A 14,056-nucleotide genomic window follows, 5' to 3' on the forward strand; every position below is an offset into this window, starting at 1 on the left:
ACAAGGGGATGAGCGATTATGAGCGCCGATATCGTCCTGTTCCTCATCTGGGCCGGTGTCGCCCTGGTCCTGTGGCGGCTCGCGGTCACCGAATCGGCAGCGGCGCAGGAGCCCCCGGCCCGTCGACCCCGCCGCACGACCACCACCGGACACCGGCCGGGCTCCGCCGGCAGCCCAGGACCCGACCGGGCCGGCGGTCCCCGGCGTGCCGCCGAAACCGACTCGGGGACAGGCGATTCCGGACCCGGATGAGCACGGCGTCGTGGACGGCCGAGGGTTGTCCCCGCCCCGACTGGCAGCCGGGCCGACCGACCGCGAGCCGATGGTCACCGGCGGCCGCACCTCGTCCGACGGGCGAATTACCGCCTCACGCAGGCAGATTCAGCGCATGCGGAGCCGTGACGATCCGCTCCAGGTACCGTCCGGTCACCGTCGCGGCCGCCAGCGTCATCGCCGCGATACCGAAGACCACGGCGGGTATCGTCAGGGCCGCCGAATGGGGGCCGAAGCGCAGCGGCACCAGTGCCGCCCCGCCCGCGGCCACACCGGCGACGGTGCCGATCACGGTGGCCAGAACCCAGAGGATGTCGCGGTCGCAGGCCCGGCGCAGCACCGCGGCTTGGGCGATACCGACCGAGCACACAGCGGTGAGCTCACAGACCACCAGCACCGACGTCTGCGCCCAGGACGACCAGGTCGCAATCTGCCGACCGTGCAATACGACGACGAGCAGAGCTACCGAGGCGAGCACCGCGCCGGCCATCGTGGCCGGCACCCAGTCGCGGATCCGCAGCACGGGCAGCACCGTACGCAGGACCGCGGCCTGCGCACCGCCGAGGACTACGGCGCCCCCAGCCGCCGCGGCGGGAACCGCGATCGCGACGACCGGCGCGCCCGCGTGCGCGGTCAGCGCTGCAACGGCAACCGGCAGCAATACGCCGAGGAACCCCCCGATACTTACGGCGCGGAACCACCGCCGGCGGAGCCGCCGCTGCTGTGCGGCGGCCGCCTCCGCGGGGGAACGACGCCCATCGTCGTGGCGGCGTCGGCGACTCCGGTGACGACACTGTCGCCAGCCCCCGATGGCACGAACACGGTGCGGCGCCGGCCCGAGCACCGACCCCTGAGATGGCTGTTCACAGATGGTTCCGGTCACTGCCGGCACGACCGGGTTCGCGACGCTCGTCGTTGCGCGTCGGTTGCGAGTGTGGGCGTGTTCCGTGTCATATCTCGATCCTGCGCTCCGGGCCGCCACAGCCGCAGAGCCGAAAGGCACTGGGCCGGTAGTCCTTAGCTGGCACTGCCGGCGTGCCGCAGTGGGACCTAGGACCCGCCGGACCCGGGTCCAGCGGCCCCGGCTCCGCTTGTGGCGGCGATTCGCATCCGGTCGTGCCGGCGCAGCACGAAGCGCCACGCCTCGTCGGCACCCCAGACGACCAGCGGATACGGCAGCAAGAGCGCCAGGTAGGCGGGCGGCAGCGCGGCCGTGCCCAGCAATGCTTGGAACGGCGGCGTGTAGACGAACACGGCCGCCAGCACGACTTCGGCCAGGATGGCACCGAGCAGATACCGGTTGGTCAGCACACCCACCGCCCGCAGCGAGGTGTGCTGTGCCCGAACCGCGAACGCGGTACCGATCTGTCCGGCGATCATGCCCAGGAAGGTCATGGTCGTCGCCTGCTGGTACACGTGGTGCAACGGTGCGCCGGGGCCGACCGGCGCACCCGGATGCCAGCCGGCACGATGCAGCACCCAGAAGAATCCTGCCAGCTCCAGGGCGGCGACCATAATTCCGAGAAACAGCCACGCCCGCAACAACATCGGCCTACGGATGACCCCTTCGCCACGCGGCCGCGGCGGCCGAGTCATGATGCCTGGTTCGGCGGGCTCCCGCGACAGCGACAACGACGGCAACGTCTCGGTACCGACGTCGAAAGCGAGCAGCTGCATGATGGTGAGCGGCAACGGAATCAGCCCGCCACTGAGCGCGAACACCAGGAAGCCGGCGATCTCGGGGGTGGCGTGGGCAAAAATGTAGAGGATGAATTTCCGGACGTTGTCGTAGATCCGGCGGCCGGACCGCACGGCCACGACGATCGAGCTGAAGTCGTCGTCGGTGAGCACCATGGTGGCCGCCTCGCGCGCCACATCGGTGCCCGACTTGCCCATGGCCACACCGATATCGGCGCTGTGCAGCGCGGGGGCGTCGTTCACTCCGTCGCCGGTCACGGCCACCACGTGGCCGTCGGCGCGCAAGGCCTCCGCGATGTGCAGCTTGGCTTCCGGCGTAGCGCGCGCGAATATCACCTCGGGTTCGTCACGGATCAGGGTCGCGAGCTGTCGTTCGGCGAGGTCCGCGTATTCGGCGCCGGTGACGACCCGGGGATGCGGGCCGGTGATGCCGATCCGCTCGGCGACGGCGGCTGCGGTGAGCGGATGGTCGCCGGTGATCACGATGATCCGGATGCCGGCCGCCCGGCACTGGGCCACCGAGTCGGCCACGCCCGGCCGCGGCGGATCCACCATCGCGATCAGTCCCGCCAGGCACAGGTCTCGCTCGGCGTCCGCGCGGCGGCGCGGCGGCACCGATATTCCGGCGGGGTCGCGTTCCGCCAGGGCCAGCACACGTAGCCCTTCGGCGGCAAGGGAATCCACCGTCTTGTCGATTTCCGCTCGGCGGCCGGCGGTCAGCGGCACCCGCTGTCCGTCCGGGTCGAGGATGTGGGTGCAGCGCCGCAGCACCGCCTCGGGAGCACCCTTGGTGCGCACGGCCAGCGCCCCGCCGGGCTCGACATCGACGGTCGACATCAGCTTCAGTTCGGGATCGAAATGGAACTGCCAGTGCCGCAGCGCCTCTCGATGCGCCACATCGATGTCGGCGCCGAGCGCGGCGGCCGCGGTCAGGATCGCGACCTCGGTCGGATCCCCCGTTGGTTCGGCACCGAGCCGGGCGTTGTTGCACGAAACCGCGATTCGTCCCAGCGCCTGCCCGCCGGGCGTATCGGCCAGCGGTTCGCTGGTCCGATCGGGATCGAGGTCCGCACGCCCGGCCGCCGTCCAGATCGCAACCGGGGTCATCAGGTTCTGTGTGAGCGTGCCCGTCTTGTCGGTACAGATGACATCGGTCGAGCCGAGCGTCTCCACCGCCGACAGCCGTTTCACCAGCGCGCCGCGGGCAGCGAGCGCGCGCACGGCAACGGCGAGCGCGAGGGTGATCACCGGCAGCAGGCCCTCGGGCACCATTCCCGCGATCAGGCCCGCAGCGAATACCACCGAATTCACCAGTCCGAGCCCCGCCCCGAACATCGCGACCGGTATGAAGGCGAGCGCGAGCAGCACCGAGACACCCGCGATCAACCACGCGACCCGGCGCACCTGGCGCTCCAACGGGCTCGGATCCTGCCGAACCCGCTCGGACAGCGCGGCGATGCGCCCGATCTCGGTGGCCATGCCGGTGGCGAACACCACCCCCTGGCCTCACCACCGGTGCAGGTGGTTCCGCTGAACACCAGCTCGTGCGCCGCGAGCAGTGGTGTGCCGACGTCGATTTCGGCCGCCGACCGCAGAGCGGGAACCGATTCCCCGGTCAGCGCGGACATGTCGACCTCCACCGCACCGCTGAGCAGCCGGATGTCGGCGGCGATTCGGTCGCCCTCGGCGATGACCACCACATCGCCGGGAACCAGCTCGGTGGCATCGATCTCGATCACCGTGCCGTCGCGATCGACCTTCGCTTGTTGGGGCAGATATTTCGCCAGGGCCTCGACGGCCCGTCCGGCCTGGAGCTCTTGCACGAACGAGAAGGCCGCGTTCAAGAAGATGATCGACACCACCGCGACGGCGACGACATCGGACCCGACGGCCACCAGCAGTCCCGCGGCCAGCCACAGCAGCAGGGCCAGCGGGTGGGTGAACTGCCGGGCCAGCTGCTTCGGCCAGCGGGGCCCGCTACGGCGGCGCAGCACATTCGGGCCGTATTGCAGCCGCCGGCGTCGCGCTTCGGCAGCCGACAGGCCCCGGCGGTCGCTGCGCAGGTCCCGCAGCAGGCGGCCGGCGTCCTCCTCGGGATCCGGTCCCGGTGGTTGCATCAAATGATCGTGGTGAGTGGCCATGGCCTCAGGGCGAGTCCGGGGCAACGGCAGTCTCCGCTGCGAACCCAGCCGAGTCGATCAGGGCGAGGACAGTGCCGACCGAGGCGGGGGGGCCTTCGAGCACCAGCAACTCACCCGGCACGCCTTCGGCGAGACGCTCGACCTCGATAGCGGTCTCGACGGTGTACACCTTTGCCACCAGGTCGCCGTGCTGCACCTGGTCACCGGGAGACACGAACCAGTGCAGCAGCGTGCCATCGGTCATGTCGGCGCACAGCGAGGGCATTCGGAACTCGGTCAACGCGAATCTCCTTCCGCTCGAGGTTGTACGGACCGTGGCCGTCATACCGGCCGCCCGCGGAAATACCCCGTCCGCGAGGAGGCGAAGGCAGCCATGCAGAGCGAGGCGATGCACCGCGGGATCGGCGAGGTGCCGGCGATTTCTCCATCGTCTCCCAGCCGGCGGGCCGCATGGAGTGCGAAAGGTCCGTGGCCCGTGGGACCTCGGTCCCCGGAACCCCCGGCAATTCACGATCTTCCCGGGCGAATGGGGGCTTTCGGCTCTCCCGACCGGCCTCGGATCCGCGCAGGCTGTCCGATATCGGCAGGTGAGACGGCCCACCGAGCCCTGGCACAGCGCGCCCGCGCCGGCCGCCCGCGTGCACCGACCATCCGCCCGCGCGCCCGCGCGGGCCGATCCACGGCGGAAGGAGCCGGCCATGTCGTATTCGAACGATCCGTACGCGCACGCGATGAACACGGCGAACATCTGGTTGCATCGCGTCACGGAGTCGCTGGGGACCGACGACCGGGCATTCGCGGCCCGTGCGCTGCGCTCCTGGCTGCACGTCGTCCGCGACCGGGTCGAAGTGACCACCGCCGCGCATCTCGCGGCGCAGCTGCCGGAACTGCTGCGCGGCGTGTTCTACGAGGGCTGGGTTCCCGCGCGGGTGCCGGTGGGCCACAGCACCGCGGCCCTGATCGACGAGTACGCCCGCGGCGCGGAGGTGGATCCGGCGGAGGCCACCGCCCTGCTCGGCGCCGTGACCAGCGCGCTGGCGGAACTGTTCTCCCCCGGTCAGCTGGATCACGTGTTCACGGTGCTGCCGGCCCCTATGCGCGCGGTACTGCGTGGTGACGACTACGACGGACCGCTCGCGGCGGCCGGCCGAACGACCGGGGCACCGTCCCACCCCAACCCTGTTCGCTGAGGCTCGAACCGCTGGACCGCACCGACCTGTGGATCGTCGGCTCGACCCCGCAGGCCTACCCCAGCGGGCTCCGACCCGGCGATCGGGAATGTACTGACCTCCGGCCCCCGGCGGAAGGACGGAAGACCATGTCCCCCTCCGGCACGGCGGCCGACGCTGGAATCATGGCAACCGTCGAACAGACTTCCCGTTCCGCCGCACCCGACCGCCGGACACTGTGGTCAGTGTTCCGCGCCGCCACCCGCGCCCCGTCGGTCCACAACACCCAGCCGTGGCGCTGGGTGGCCGACGGCGTCCGTCTGGACCTGTTCTCCGATCTGGACCGGCTGTTGCCGGGCACCGACCCTCGAGGCCGGCAGCAGATGATCAGCTGCGGGGCGATCCTGCACCACGTCATCACCGCGTCGGTCGCGCACGGCTGGGCGGTCGCGACCGAGCGGTTCCCCGACCCCGGCGATCCTGACCATCTCGCGCGGCTGACCCTGCGGCCGGCGGAGGGCCCGGTTCCGGACGACACCGAGCGCACCCGGGCAATGGACCGCCGCTACAGCGACCGGCTGGCGATGCTGCCGCTCACCGATCCGCGCCCGGTCATGGCCCGGCTGCGCGCCGCGGTCCTGCCGTTCGAGCAGGAATTCGAGGTGCTGGATCCCGCCGTGCGCCCGCGTCTGGCGTCCCTGTCCGACCGGCATACCGCCACCCGGCGCGACGATCCGTTCTATCAGCAGGAATTGTCCTGGTGGACAGGACATTCCGAGGGCCCGGACGGAATTTCCGCGCAGGCGCTGGCCTCGGCGTCGGAGTACGGCCGCACCGATGTGGGCCGGGCCTTTCCCCCGGCCCAGGGGTCGGACCGGCGTCCTGGTCTCGCCGACCAAGCCACGCTCGCGCTGATCAGCTCGTACGGCGATTCGCCGCGCCAATGGCTGCTCGCCGGCGAGGCGCTGTCAGCGGTACTGCTGGACTGCACGGTGGCGGGCCTGAGCACCTGTCCGTTGACGCACGTTACCGAGCTCGACGCCGAGCGCCGCATGCTCGCGATGCTGCTCCCCGAAGCCGGGGCGCTCCCCCAGGTACTGGTCCGGATCGGCACCGCCCCCGAAGGGGAAGAACCGCCGCCGCCGACGCCGCGACGGCCGCTGACCGACGTGGTCGAGTTCCGCGCCTGAACGGGCCGGGCCCGACTTCGGTCTCGGCCTGTTCGGCCATGGCCCGCTGCATCGTCACCGGAATATGCTGCGCAGCAACTAGATTCGCGCGAATAGCGGCATCCAGCCCGTCGAGGGCGGCCTGCGCGGAGCGCGGTCGGCGTGGATGAACGGCGCGAAGTACAGTGTGCCGTCGGTACCGCGCGGCCGTCGGCGAAAGGTGACCTGAGGCCCTGCTCCCGCGTCTTGCACACCGGCACGATGGAGGTTCGGAGGTGAACACGATGGGAAACCGGACAACGACGATGCGCGCGTGGCGGGCCGCCTCGGGCCGCCCGGGATCGGTGCGGCCGGTGACCGAGCCGGTGCCTGAACCCGCCGCCGGTGAACTGCTGGTGCGAGTGCTGGCCTGCGGGGTGTGCCGGACCGACCTGCACGTGGTCGATCAGGATCTGCCGGTTCATCTGCCGAACGTGATCCCGGGCCACGAGGTAGTGGGCGAGGTCGTCAACCATGGCGCCGACGTATCGGCACCGGTCGGGACGCGTGTGGGGATTCCGTGGCTGCGCCATACCTGCGGAACCTGCAAATACTGCGTGCGCGGCCAGGAGAACCTCTGTCCTTACTCGCGCTACACCGGCTGGGACGCCGACGGCGGCTACGCCGAATTCACCACCGTGCCCGCCGATTACGCGCTGCCGCTGCCGCCCGGATACACCGACACGGAGTTGGCTCCGCTGCTGTGCGCCGGCCTGATCGGATACCACGCGCTGCGCCGAGCGGAGGTACCCGACGGCGGGGTTCTCGGCATCTACGGCTTCGGTGGTAGCGCGCACCTCACCGCGCAGGTCGCGCTGGCCCGCGGGGTGCGGGTGCACGTCATGACCCGGGGCGCGGCGGCGCGAGAGCTGGCTCTTGCACTGGGCGCGACGTCGGCGCAGGGTGCCGCGGACCCGCCACCCGAGCCGCTGGACTCGGCGATCCTGTTCGCCCCGGCCGGTGAGCTGGTGCCCCCGGCCCTCGCCGCCCTCGATTCCGGTGGCACCCTGGCAGTGGCCGGCATTCACCTGACCGATATTCCGCCGCTGAACTACCAGCGACACCTTTTCCGGGAGCGGCAGATTCGCAGTGTCACCGCCAACACCCGCACGGACGCACGGGAATTCCTGCGAGTGGCCGGGGATATCCGGCTGGCGGTCACTGCGCACCCGTACCCGCTCACCGCCGCCGATACCGCGCTACAGGACCTGCGGGACGGCCGCTTCGACGGCGCGGCCGTCCTGATCCCCTAGCCGGGGATTCACCGGTCAGGAGGCTGTCACAGCCCGCCCTCGCGGTCCGCGACCGCGGGCCGGCGCGTCGCGGCGGCCTCCGAACCGTCCCGAAGGCGCGCGAACAGCTCGTCGATGTGGTCCGAATTCCCCGGCCCGGTGCCCGGTGTGCCCAGCGCCGCCGTCGCGGCGGCGATACCCAGCCGTACCGCGGTCTCTAGATCCCAGCCACGAGCCAGGCCGACCGTGAGCCCGCCGACCATCGCGTCCCCGGCACCGATGCCGCTGATCACGGGTTCGGGCACGGCCGGGAACCAGTTTGCCGCGGCGGCGGTCACGGCGAGCGCGCCCTCGGCCCCGAGCGAGACCACCACGACCCTGGCGACGCCCGCGGTGATCAGCAGCCGCGCCGCCGCGAGCATCTCCGAGCGCTCCCGCAGCGGGCGCCCGATGTACTCACGCAGCTCTCGGATGCTGGGCTTGAGCAGGTGGACCCCGCTGGACAGCTGCCGCAAGGCGTTTCCGGAGGTGTCCACGACGAGGCGCACGCCCCATTCGGCGGAACGGTCGGCCAGCTGCTGGTAGAAGTCCGCCGGTACCCCGGGCGGCAAGCTGCCGCTCGCCACCAGATAGGTCGCGCCGCGGGCGGATTCGCCGACGACGTCGAGGACCCGCTGCTGCTCGGCCGGTGTGAGCGGCATACCGGGGAAGACGAACCGGTACTGCGTACCGGTCGCGGCGTCCGTGACCGCCATATTCTCCCGCGTGGTGCCAGCAGTGCCCACGGTCCGGGCCGGTACACCGGCGTCGCGCACCAGCTGTTCGAGCAGGCGCCCGGTGTGCCCGCCGACCGGGAATACCGCGGTCGCGGGTTCTCCCAGCGTCACGATCGTCCGCGCCACGTTGACGCCCCCGCCGCCGGCATCGAAACGCGGTGCCGCGCAACGCATCTTGTCGGACGCGACCAGCCGCGGTGTCGTGGTGGCGATGTCGATCGCCGGATTCATCGTGAGGGTGACGATCGACATCGTCCACCGGCCTTCCCGGGCGCAGGGCCCGTGCTCGGATCAGTCGCTGGAGGTGACGGCGATCGTGGTGGCCTTCTCCGGCTCCGCCGCCATCGGTACGGTCACCGTGAGGATTCCCTTGGCGTAGTTCGCGGTGATGCCGTCCTCCTGCGCACCGACCGGCAGGGTGACGGTCCGCACGAACGACCCGTAGGAGAACTCCGAGTGGCCTTTCTCCTCGTGCTTCTCCGAGCGTTCGGCCTTGATACTCAGGCGGCCGTGCTGCACCGACACCGACAGGTCCTTGTCGGGGTCGATACCGGGGATCTCGGCCCGCAGCACGTACGCGCCTTCCTCCAGATCGTCCTCCACGCGGATCAGGTGGGTGCCCGACCAGGGCAGCGGACTGGGTGCGAACGTGTTCCACAGATCGGCGAGTTCGGGCAGCAGCTGCGGCTGCCGATGGGGCGCGAGCTTACTCATGATCTCTCCTGCATGATCGGAGCGAATAGGGACACTGTCGATTCCAGCCGGTGACACGATCGCCCGACAGGGCATCGAGTCCGCGAACCCCGGGCCGGAAGTCCTTCCCATCGCCTCGGGTTCCCAGCGGGCGCCGGATGGGACGAAGGTCATCACCGTCCGGTGACCTGCCGCCCTGCCACTCGCGGGGAGAACAGGGAATCGTGACATTCGGAGCGCCGCACCGCGCACAGCATCGTGGGGCGCAGGCACCGGATGATCGGAGGTAACCGATATGAGCCTGGACATCCTCCTGCTCATCGCCTTGCTCGCCATCGCCGTGACGCTCTGGCGTACCGCTGTCGTCGCGTCCGCTCCGCCGAAGCGCGGCCGAGGCGGATCGCCGCCGCAGCCGCCCGGCGCGACGCAGGCCGCCGACGACGGATTCACCGCCGAATGGGCGGACCCGGTTCAGATCTGGCCCGCGCTCGATGCCGAGAACAAGGTGCTGGCAGCTCGGATGACGGGCCGGATCAGCGCGGCCGAGTATCAGGCGACGATCACCGACCTGGCACGCCGATGTGATCCGAAACCTGCCGTGCCGCATCCCCCGGCCGACGCCGACGCGAGCGACACCGACGTCACCTGACCCGAAACCGCCGCCGGCGGCGCATACCGCAACCGGCCCGATCGCACGATCCCGGGGACACCGATGGGAGCTTCACACATGGCCGATTCCGACTCGCCGGTCGCACGCTGGTCGGCCCGGTACGGCGCCCTCCTGGGCCGGGCGCTGGTCGCGTGGACCGTGACCGCGCTGGCCGCCGGTGGTGTGGCATGGTTTTCCGGATTCCGCGGCGCCGCGGATGTCTGCTGGATCGCCGGGACCGCGGTGGCGCTGATCCCGGCGGTGTACTGGACGGTCAGCACGCTGCTGCACGGCCGCGCGGGTGTCGATCTGATCGCGGTGCTGTCGTTGGCGGGCACCCTGCTGGTGGGCGAATACCTGGCCGGCGCGCTGATCGCCGTGATGCTCAGCGGCGGGCGCGCGCTCGACGCGGCGGCGCAGCGGCGCGCGACACGTGACCTGCGGGCCCTGTTGGAACGGGCACCGCACACGGCACGCCGCCGGATCGGCGACGAGGTCCGCACTATCCCGCTCGAGGAAGCGGAGCCCGGCGACATCCTGGTCGTGGCGAGCGGCGAGGTGGTACCGGTCGACGGCCGCGTCCGCGATATCACGGTGGCGCTCGACGAGTCGGCACTCACCGGCGAGCCACTGCAGGTGGAACGCGGCCCCGGCGAGCCGGTGCGCAGCGGAGTGGTCAATGTCGGTGTGCCGTTCGAGCTCTCGGCCACCGCCACAGCCGCGGACAGCACCTACGCCGGCATCGTCGCGCTGGCCCGCCAGGCCGGTGCCGAGACCGCGCCGGTGATCCGGCTCGCCGACCGGTATGCCGCCTGGTTCCTGCCGCTGACCTTGCTGGTGGCGGGCGCCGCGTACGCGGTCAGCCGGTCGGCGGAACGCGCCGTCGCGGTCCTGGTGGTCGCCACACCGTGTCCGCTGCTGCTCGCCGCGCCGGTGGCGATCGTGTCCGGGTTGTCGCGGGCGTCTCGCCTCGGCGTCGTGGTGCGCAGCGGTGGCGCGCTCGAAAGCCTCGGGCACGCAACGACACTGGCGATGGACAAGACCGGCACTCTGACCACCGGCCGGCCGCGGGTCGCCACGGTGGTCGCCGCGCCGGGATCCGACGACACCGAGCTGCTGCGGCTGGCCGCGTCGGTGGACCAGCTGTCGCCGCACGTTCTGGCGGAGGCCATCGTCACCGCCGCACTGGATCGGGGGTGCACGCTGTCGATGCCCGTCGACGTGGTCGAGGCGGCGGGTACCGGTGTCACGGGAACGGTCGATGGCATCCGGGTGCAGGTCGGTTCCCTGCCCGAGGAACGGTTGCGGGCCCCGTGGGCGCGCACGGTGCTCAACCGGGCGGATCTCGACGCCGCGGCGATCGCCTGGATCACCGTTGACGACGTCGTCGCGGGGGCGATCGTGCTGCGCGATCCGTTGCGCCGCCATGCGCCGCGCACGCTGCGCCGGCTGCGCGAAGCGGGCCTGTCCCGGCTGGTCATGCTCACCGGCGACCGGTCGCAACCGGCCCGCGAGATCGCCACCGTGCTCGGCATCGACCAGGTGTACGCCGGGCTGACGCCCGCAGGCAAGGTCGACGCTGTCCGCCAGGAAGGCGAGGGCGCGGTGACGGTGATGGTCGGCGACGGCATCAACGACGCCCCGGCACTGGCCGCCGCCACGGTGGGTGTGGCGATGGGTGCCCGCGGGTCGACCGCTTCGTCCGAGGCCGCCGACATCGTCCTGACCACCGACCGGCTGGACCGGCTGGCCGACGCCATGGATATCGCCCGCTGGTCACGCCGGATCGCCGTGCGCAGCGCGGTGGCCGGCATGGCCATGTCGCTGGCCGCGATGGCCGTGGCCGCGGTCGGCTGGCTGCCACCGGCGCCGGGCGCCCTGCTGCAGGAGGCGATCGACGTCTCGGTCATCCTCTACGCCCTGCGCGCACTGGGCACGGACCCGGCCACCAGAACCGAATTGCCGCCCACGACAGCGCAGCTGCTGCACCGGTTCGCCGACGAACACGAAACCCTGCGCGACACACTCGATCTGCTGCGCGGTGCCGCCGATCAGCTGGCCGCGGGCGCCGACGCCGCCGCGCTCACGAAAGTGACTGCCGCGCACCGGTTCCTGGTCGACGACCTGCTGCCGCACGAACAGGCCGAGGAAACCCAGCTCTACCCGGCCCTGGCGACGCCGCTGGGCAGCCGCGAGGCCACCGCCACCATGAGCCGGACCCACGCCGAGATCCAGCGCCTCACGCAGCGCATCGGCAGCCACGTGGAACTGGCCCGCGGCGCCGGCCGCGTCGATCCCGAGCAACGCGACGACCTGCTGTCGAGCCTCTACGGCCTGGACGAATTACTGCGCCTGCATTTCGCGCAGGAGGAGGAGAACTACTTCACCCTCGTCGACGACCCGGCCGGAGCCGGCCGGGCGAGCCGCCACACGCCGGAATCCGATCCGGCGCCCGGCCGGCCCGGCTCCGCTCCGCACGAAGGGACGACGCTGTGACGACCCACCGTTCGTCGACCTCGGACTCGCGACTCCGGGACCTTCGCCCCTGGGGCCCGTCGCCGCCCGCGAGTGCGGTGGACAGACAGATATCCGTTCCGATCAGGAGGTACCACCGTGTACGTTCGTGACATCCTCAGCCGGCCGGTGGTCACGGTCGGGCCCGAAACACCTCTGCCGGAAGCGATCTCACTGCTCACCGAGCACCACTTCGCGGCACTGCCCGTCGTGGACGATGCCGATCGCGTGATCGGCATGCTGTCCGAATCCGATGCGCTGGCCGCCGCATCCGCGGTACCCGCGCCGGCGGTCGGCGCGGTAATGAGCAGTCCGGTCGAGGTCGCCGAACCGCATTCCGACGTCACCGAGGTGGCCGCGCGCATGCTGGACCGGCACCTGCGATCGATGCCCGTGGTCGAGGAGGGCGTGCTGGTCGGCATCGTGGCCCGCCGCGATCTCCTGGCTGTCCTGCTGCACGACAGCGCCGAACTCGAGGCGAAAATCCGTGCGCTGCTCGACGATTACGCGGGCAGCAGGCGTGAGTGGACGATCGAGGTGCACGGCAGCCGCGCCCGGATCCGGGGACACTTCGCCGATGCCGCCGAACGCCACACCGTGGTCTCCCTCGCGCTGACCGTCGACGGCATCGACCGGGTCGACACCGCCGATCCCGAGGGCGAGTTCCGCGTCGGACCGCTGGTGGAGCGCCTGCGCCGCCGTGCGGACGAGGCCATCGGATAGACCGACCGGCGAGAGGTCCCCGGTCCCGTTTCACGGACCGGGGACCTCGCGGCACCCGGCGGCGCGGCCACCGGCAGGGCCGGCACACCAGCCAGGGCGGCGCCATGACCGCCGACCGGCCCCACCCCGGCACTCTGGGACCCTCGGGTCGCCGCAGTGCGTCGATGCCGATGCATGCCTTCAGGATTCGATCGGCACGGCCAGTACCTGACCAGCCGTGGCACCCCCGTCGAGGACGAATTCCGACCCCGTGGAGAAGGTAGCCTCGGTGACGACGAAGCGCACCATCGCCGCCACCTCCTCGGGCTCACCGAAGCGGGGCAGCGGTTGACCGGCCGCCGTCTCCTCGCCCAGCCCCGCGGTCATCGGGGTGTGGATCGGGCCGGGATGCACCGAGCAGACGCGGATCCCGGCACCACCGAGTTCGAGTGCCGCGCTCTTCGTCAGTCCCCGCAGCCCCCACTTGCTCGCCACGTAGGCGCCGATACCGGCATAGCCCATCAGGCCGGCCGTCGACGAGATGTTCACGATGACGCCGCCGCCGGCGTCACGCAAATGCGGTGCGGCCACGTGCATACCGAGCCACGGGCCGAACAGATTCACGTCGATCACGTGCCGGAACACGTCGGGCGACTCGGTGGTCACCGCACCGAAGTCGAGGATTCCGGCGTCGTTGATCAGCACTCCCAGGGGGCCGAACAAGCTCTCCGCGTCCGCGATCACCGCGTGCCAGGACGCCTCGTCGGTGACGTCGTGACACCGGAAGACCGCGCGCTCGCCGAGCAACGCGGCGGTGGCGGCACCCTCCTCCACCCGGATGTCGGCGATCACGACGCCGAGCCCCACCTTCACCAGCTCGGCTGCCACGGCCGCGCCGATACCACGCGCCCCACCGGTGACGATCGCGCTGCGTCCGCTGAAACCGTCCATGATCGATACCGCCTTCGGCTCGGGTCTCGCCGGCCCGTGCGGACCGGTCG

General features: G+C 71.2%; 13 protein-coding genes and 2 pseudogenes. 7 read left to right on the forward strand and 8 right to left on the reverse strand.

Translation table 11 applies throughout. The annotated features are described in order from the left end of the window. Positions 1–18: 18 nt before the first annotated feature. The gene (locus tag EBN03_RS10560; protein ID WP_122187746.1) at positions 19–252 is read left to right on the forward strand and encodes a hypothetical protein; all 234 of its coding nucleotides are present in this window, start codon (positions 19–21) and stop codon (positions 250–252) included. 115 nt (positions 253–367) lie between these two features. Here EBN03_RS10560 and EBN03_RS10565 read toward each other — a convergent pair whose 3' ends face one another. The 5 genes and pseudogenes from EBN03_RS10565 to EBN03_RS10575 all read right to left on the reverse strand — a co-directional run bounded on the left by EBN03_RS10565 (position 368) and on the right by EBN03_RS10575 (position 4,392). Next, positions 368–934: a hypothetical protein gene (locus tag EBN03_RS10565; RefSeq protein ID WP_122187747.1), complete on the reverse strand. Its 567-nt coding sequence runs from the start codon at positions 932–934 to the stop codon at positions 368–370. 389 nt (positions 935–1,323) lie between these two features. Further along, positions 1,324–3,078 carry a cation-translocating P-type ATPase gene (locus tag EBN03_RS34990; RefSeq protein WP_233608313.1) on the reverse strand — a complete coding sequence of 585 codons (1,755 nt, stop codon included), beginning with the start codon at positions 3,076–3,078 and terminating at the stop codon, positions 1,324–1,326. 6 nt (positions 3,079–3,084) lie between these two features. Beyond that, positions 3,085–3,888 (reverse strand): annotated as a pseudogene (locus EBN03_RS35680) (HAD-IC family P-type ATPase); the annotation flags it as partial. 41 nt (positions 3,889–3,929) lie between these two features. Beyond that, positions 3,930–4,112 (reverse strand): annotated as a pseudogene (locus EBN03_RS35820) (cation-transporting P-type ATPase); the annotation flags it as partial. 4 nt (positions 4,113–4,116) lie between these two features. After that, positions 4,117–4,392: a biotin/lipoyl-containing protein gene (locus EBN03_RS10575; protein WP_199742714.1), complete on the reverse strand. Its 276-nt coding sequence runs from the start codon at positions 4,390–4,392 to the stop codon at positions 4,117–4,119. A 418-nt stretch (positions 4,393–4,810) separates the two neighbouring features. Between EBN03_RS10575 and EBN03_RS34080 the strand changes: the two genes are divergently transcribed. From EBN03_RS34080 to EBN03_RS10590, 3 genes are all read left to right on the forward strand, one after another. After that, complete coding sequence (locus EBN03_RS34080) at positions 4,811–5,302, forward strand: DUF2267 domain-containing protein (RefSeq protein WP_158675586.1); 492 nt, start codon at positions 4,811–4,813, stop codon at positions 5,300–5,302. A gap of 164 nt (positions 5,303–5,466) precedes the next feature. Further along, the gene (locus tag EBN03_RS10585) at positions 5,467–6,471 is read left to right on the forward strand and encodes an Acg family FMN-binding oxidoreductase (RefSeq protein ID WP_122187906.1); all 1,005 of its coding nucleotides are present in this window, start codon (positions 5,467–5,469) and stop codon (positions 6,469–6,471) included. Positions 6,472–6,755: 284 nt separating this feature from the next. Then, positions 6,756–7,742, forward strand: a complete 987-nt coding sequence (locus tag EBN03_RS10590) for a zinc-binding alcohol dehydrogenase family protein (protein ID WP_122187750.1) — start codon at positions 6,756–6,758, stop codon at positions 7,740–7,742. 26 nt (positions 7,743–7,768) lie between these two features. Here EBN03_RS10590 and EBN03_RS10595 read toward each other — a convergent pair whose 3' ends face one another. Both EBN03_RS10595 and EBN03_RS10600 read right to left on the reverse strand, forming a co-directional pair. Continuing rightward, the gene (locus EBN03_RS10595; RefSeq protein ID WP_199742715.1) at positions 7,769–8,749 is read right to left on the reverse strand and encodes a 1-phosphofructokinase family hexose kinase; all 981 of its coding nucleotides are present in this window, start codon (positions 8,747–8,749) and stop codon (positions 7,769–7,771) included. A gap of 39 nt (positions 8,750–8,788) precedes the next feature. Continuing rightward, a complete protein-coding gene (locus EBN03_RS10600; RefSeq protein WP_122187751.1) occupies positions 8,789–9,211 on the reverse strand; it encodes an Hsp20/alpha crystallin family protein in 423 nt (140 codons plus the stop codon). Positions 9,212–9,485: 274 nt separating this feature from the next. Between EBN03_RS10600 and EBN03_RS10605 the strand changes: the two genes are divergently transcribed. The 3 genes from EBN03_RS10605 to EBN03_RS10615 all read left to right on the forward strand — a co-directional run bounded on the left by EBN03_RS10605 (position 9,486) and on the right by EBN03_RS10615 (position 13,076). Further along, a complete protein-coding gene (locus EBN03_RS10605) occupies positions 9,486–9,839 on the forward strand; it encodes a hypothetical protein (protein ID WP_122187752.1) in 354 nt (117 codons plus the stop codon). Positions 9,840–9,917: 78 nt separating this feature from the next. Then, positions 9,918–12,335 carry a heavy metal translocating P-type ATPase gene (locus EBN03_RS10610; RefSeq protein WP_122187753.1) on the forward strand — a complete coding sequence of 806 codons (2,418 nt, stop codon included), beginning with the start codon at positions 9,918–9,920 and terminating at the stop codon, positions 12,333–12,335. 117 nt (positions 12,336–12,452) lie between these two features. Further along, positions 12,453–13,076, forward strand: a complete 624-nt coding sequence (locus tag EBN03_RS10615) for a CBS domain-containing protein (RefSeq protein ID WP_122187754.1) — start codon at positions 12,453–12,455, stop codon at positions 13,074–13,076. A gap of 180 nt (positions 13,077–13,256) precedes the next feature. Here the strand turns inward: EBN03_RS10615 and EBN03_RS10620 are convergent, their stop codons facing one another. Then, on the reverse strand, positions 13,257–14,006 hold the full coding sequence (locus EBN03_RS10620; protein WP_122187908.1) for an SDR family NAD(P)-dependent oxidoreductase: 750 nt from the start codon (positions 14,004–14,006) through the stop codon (positions 13,257–13,259). Positions 14,007–14,056: the final 50 nt, after the last annotated feature.

Origin of the sequence: Nocardia stercoris, from assembly GCF_003696265.1 — a bacterium.
Lineage (GTDB): Bacteria > Actinomycetota > Actinomycetes > Mycobacteriales > Mycobacteriaceae > Nocardia > Nocardia stercoris.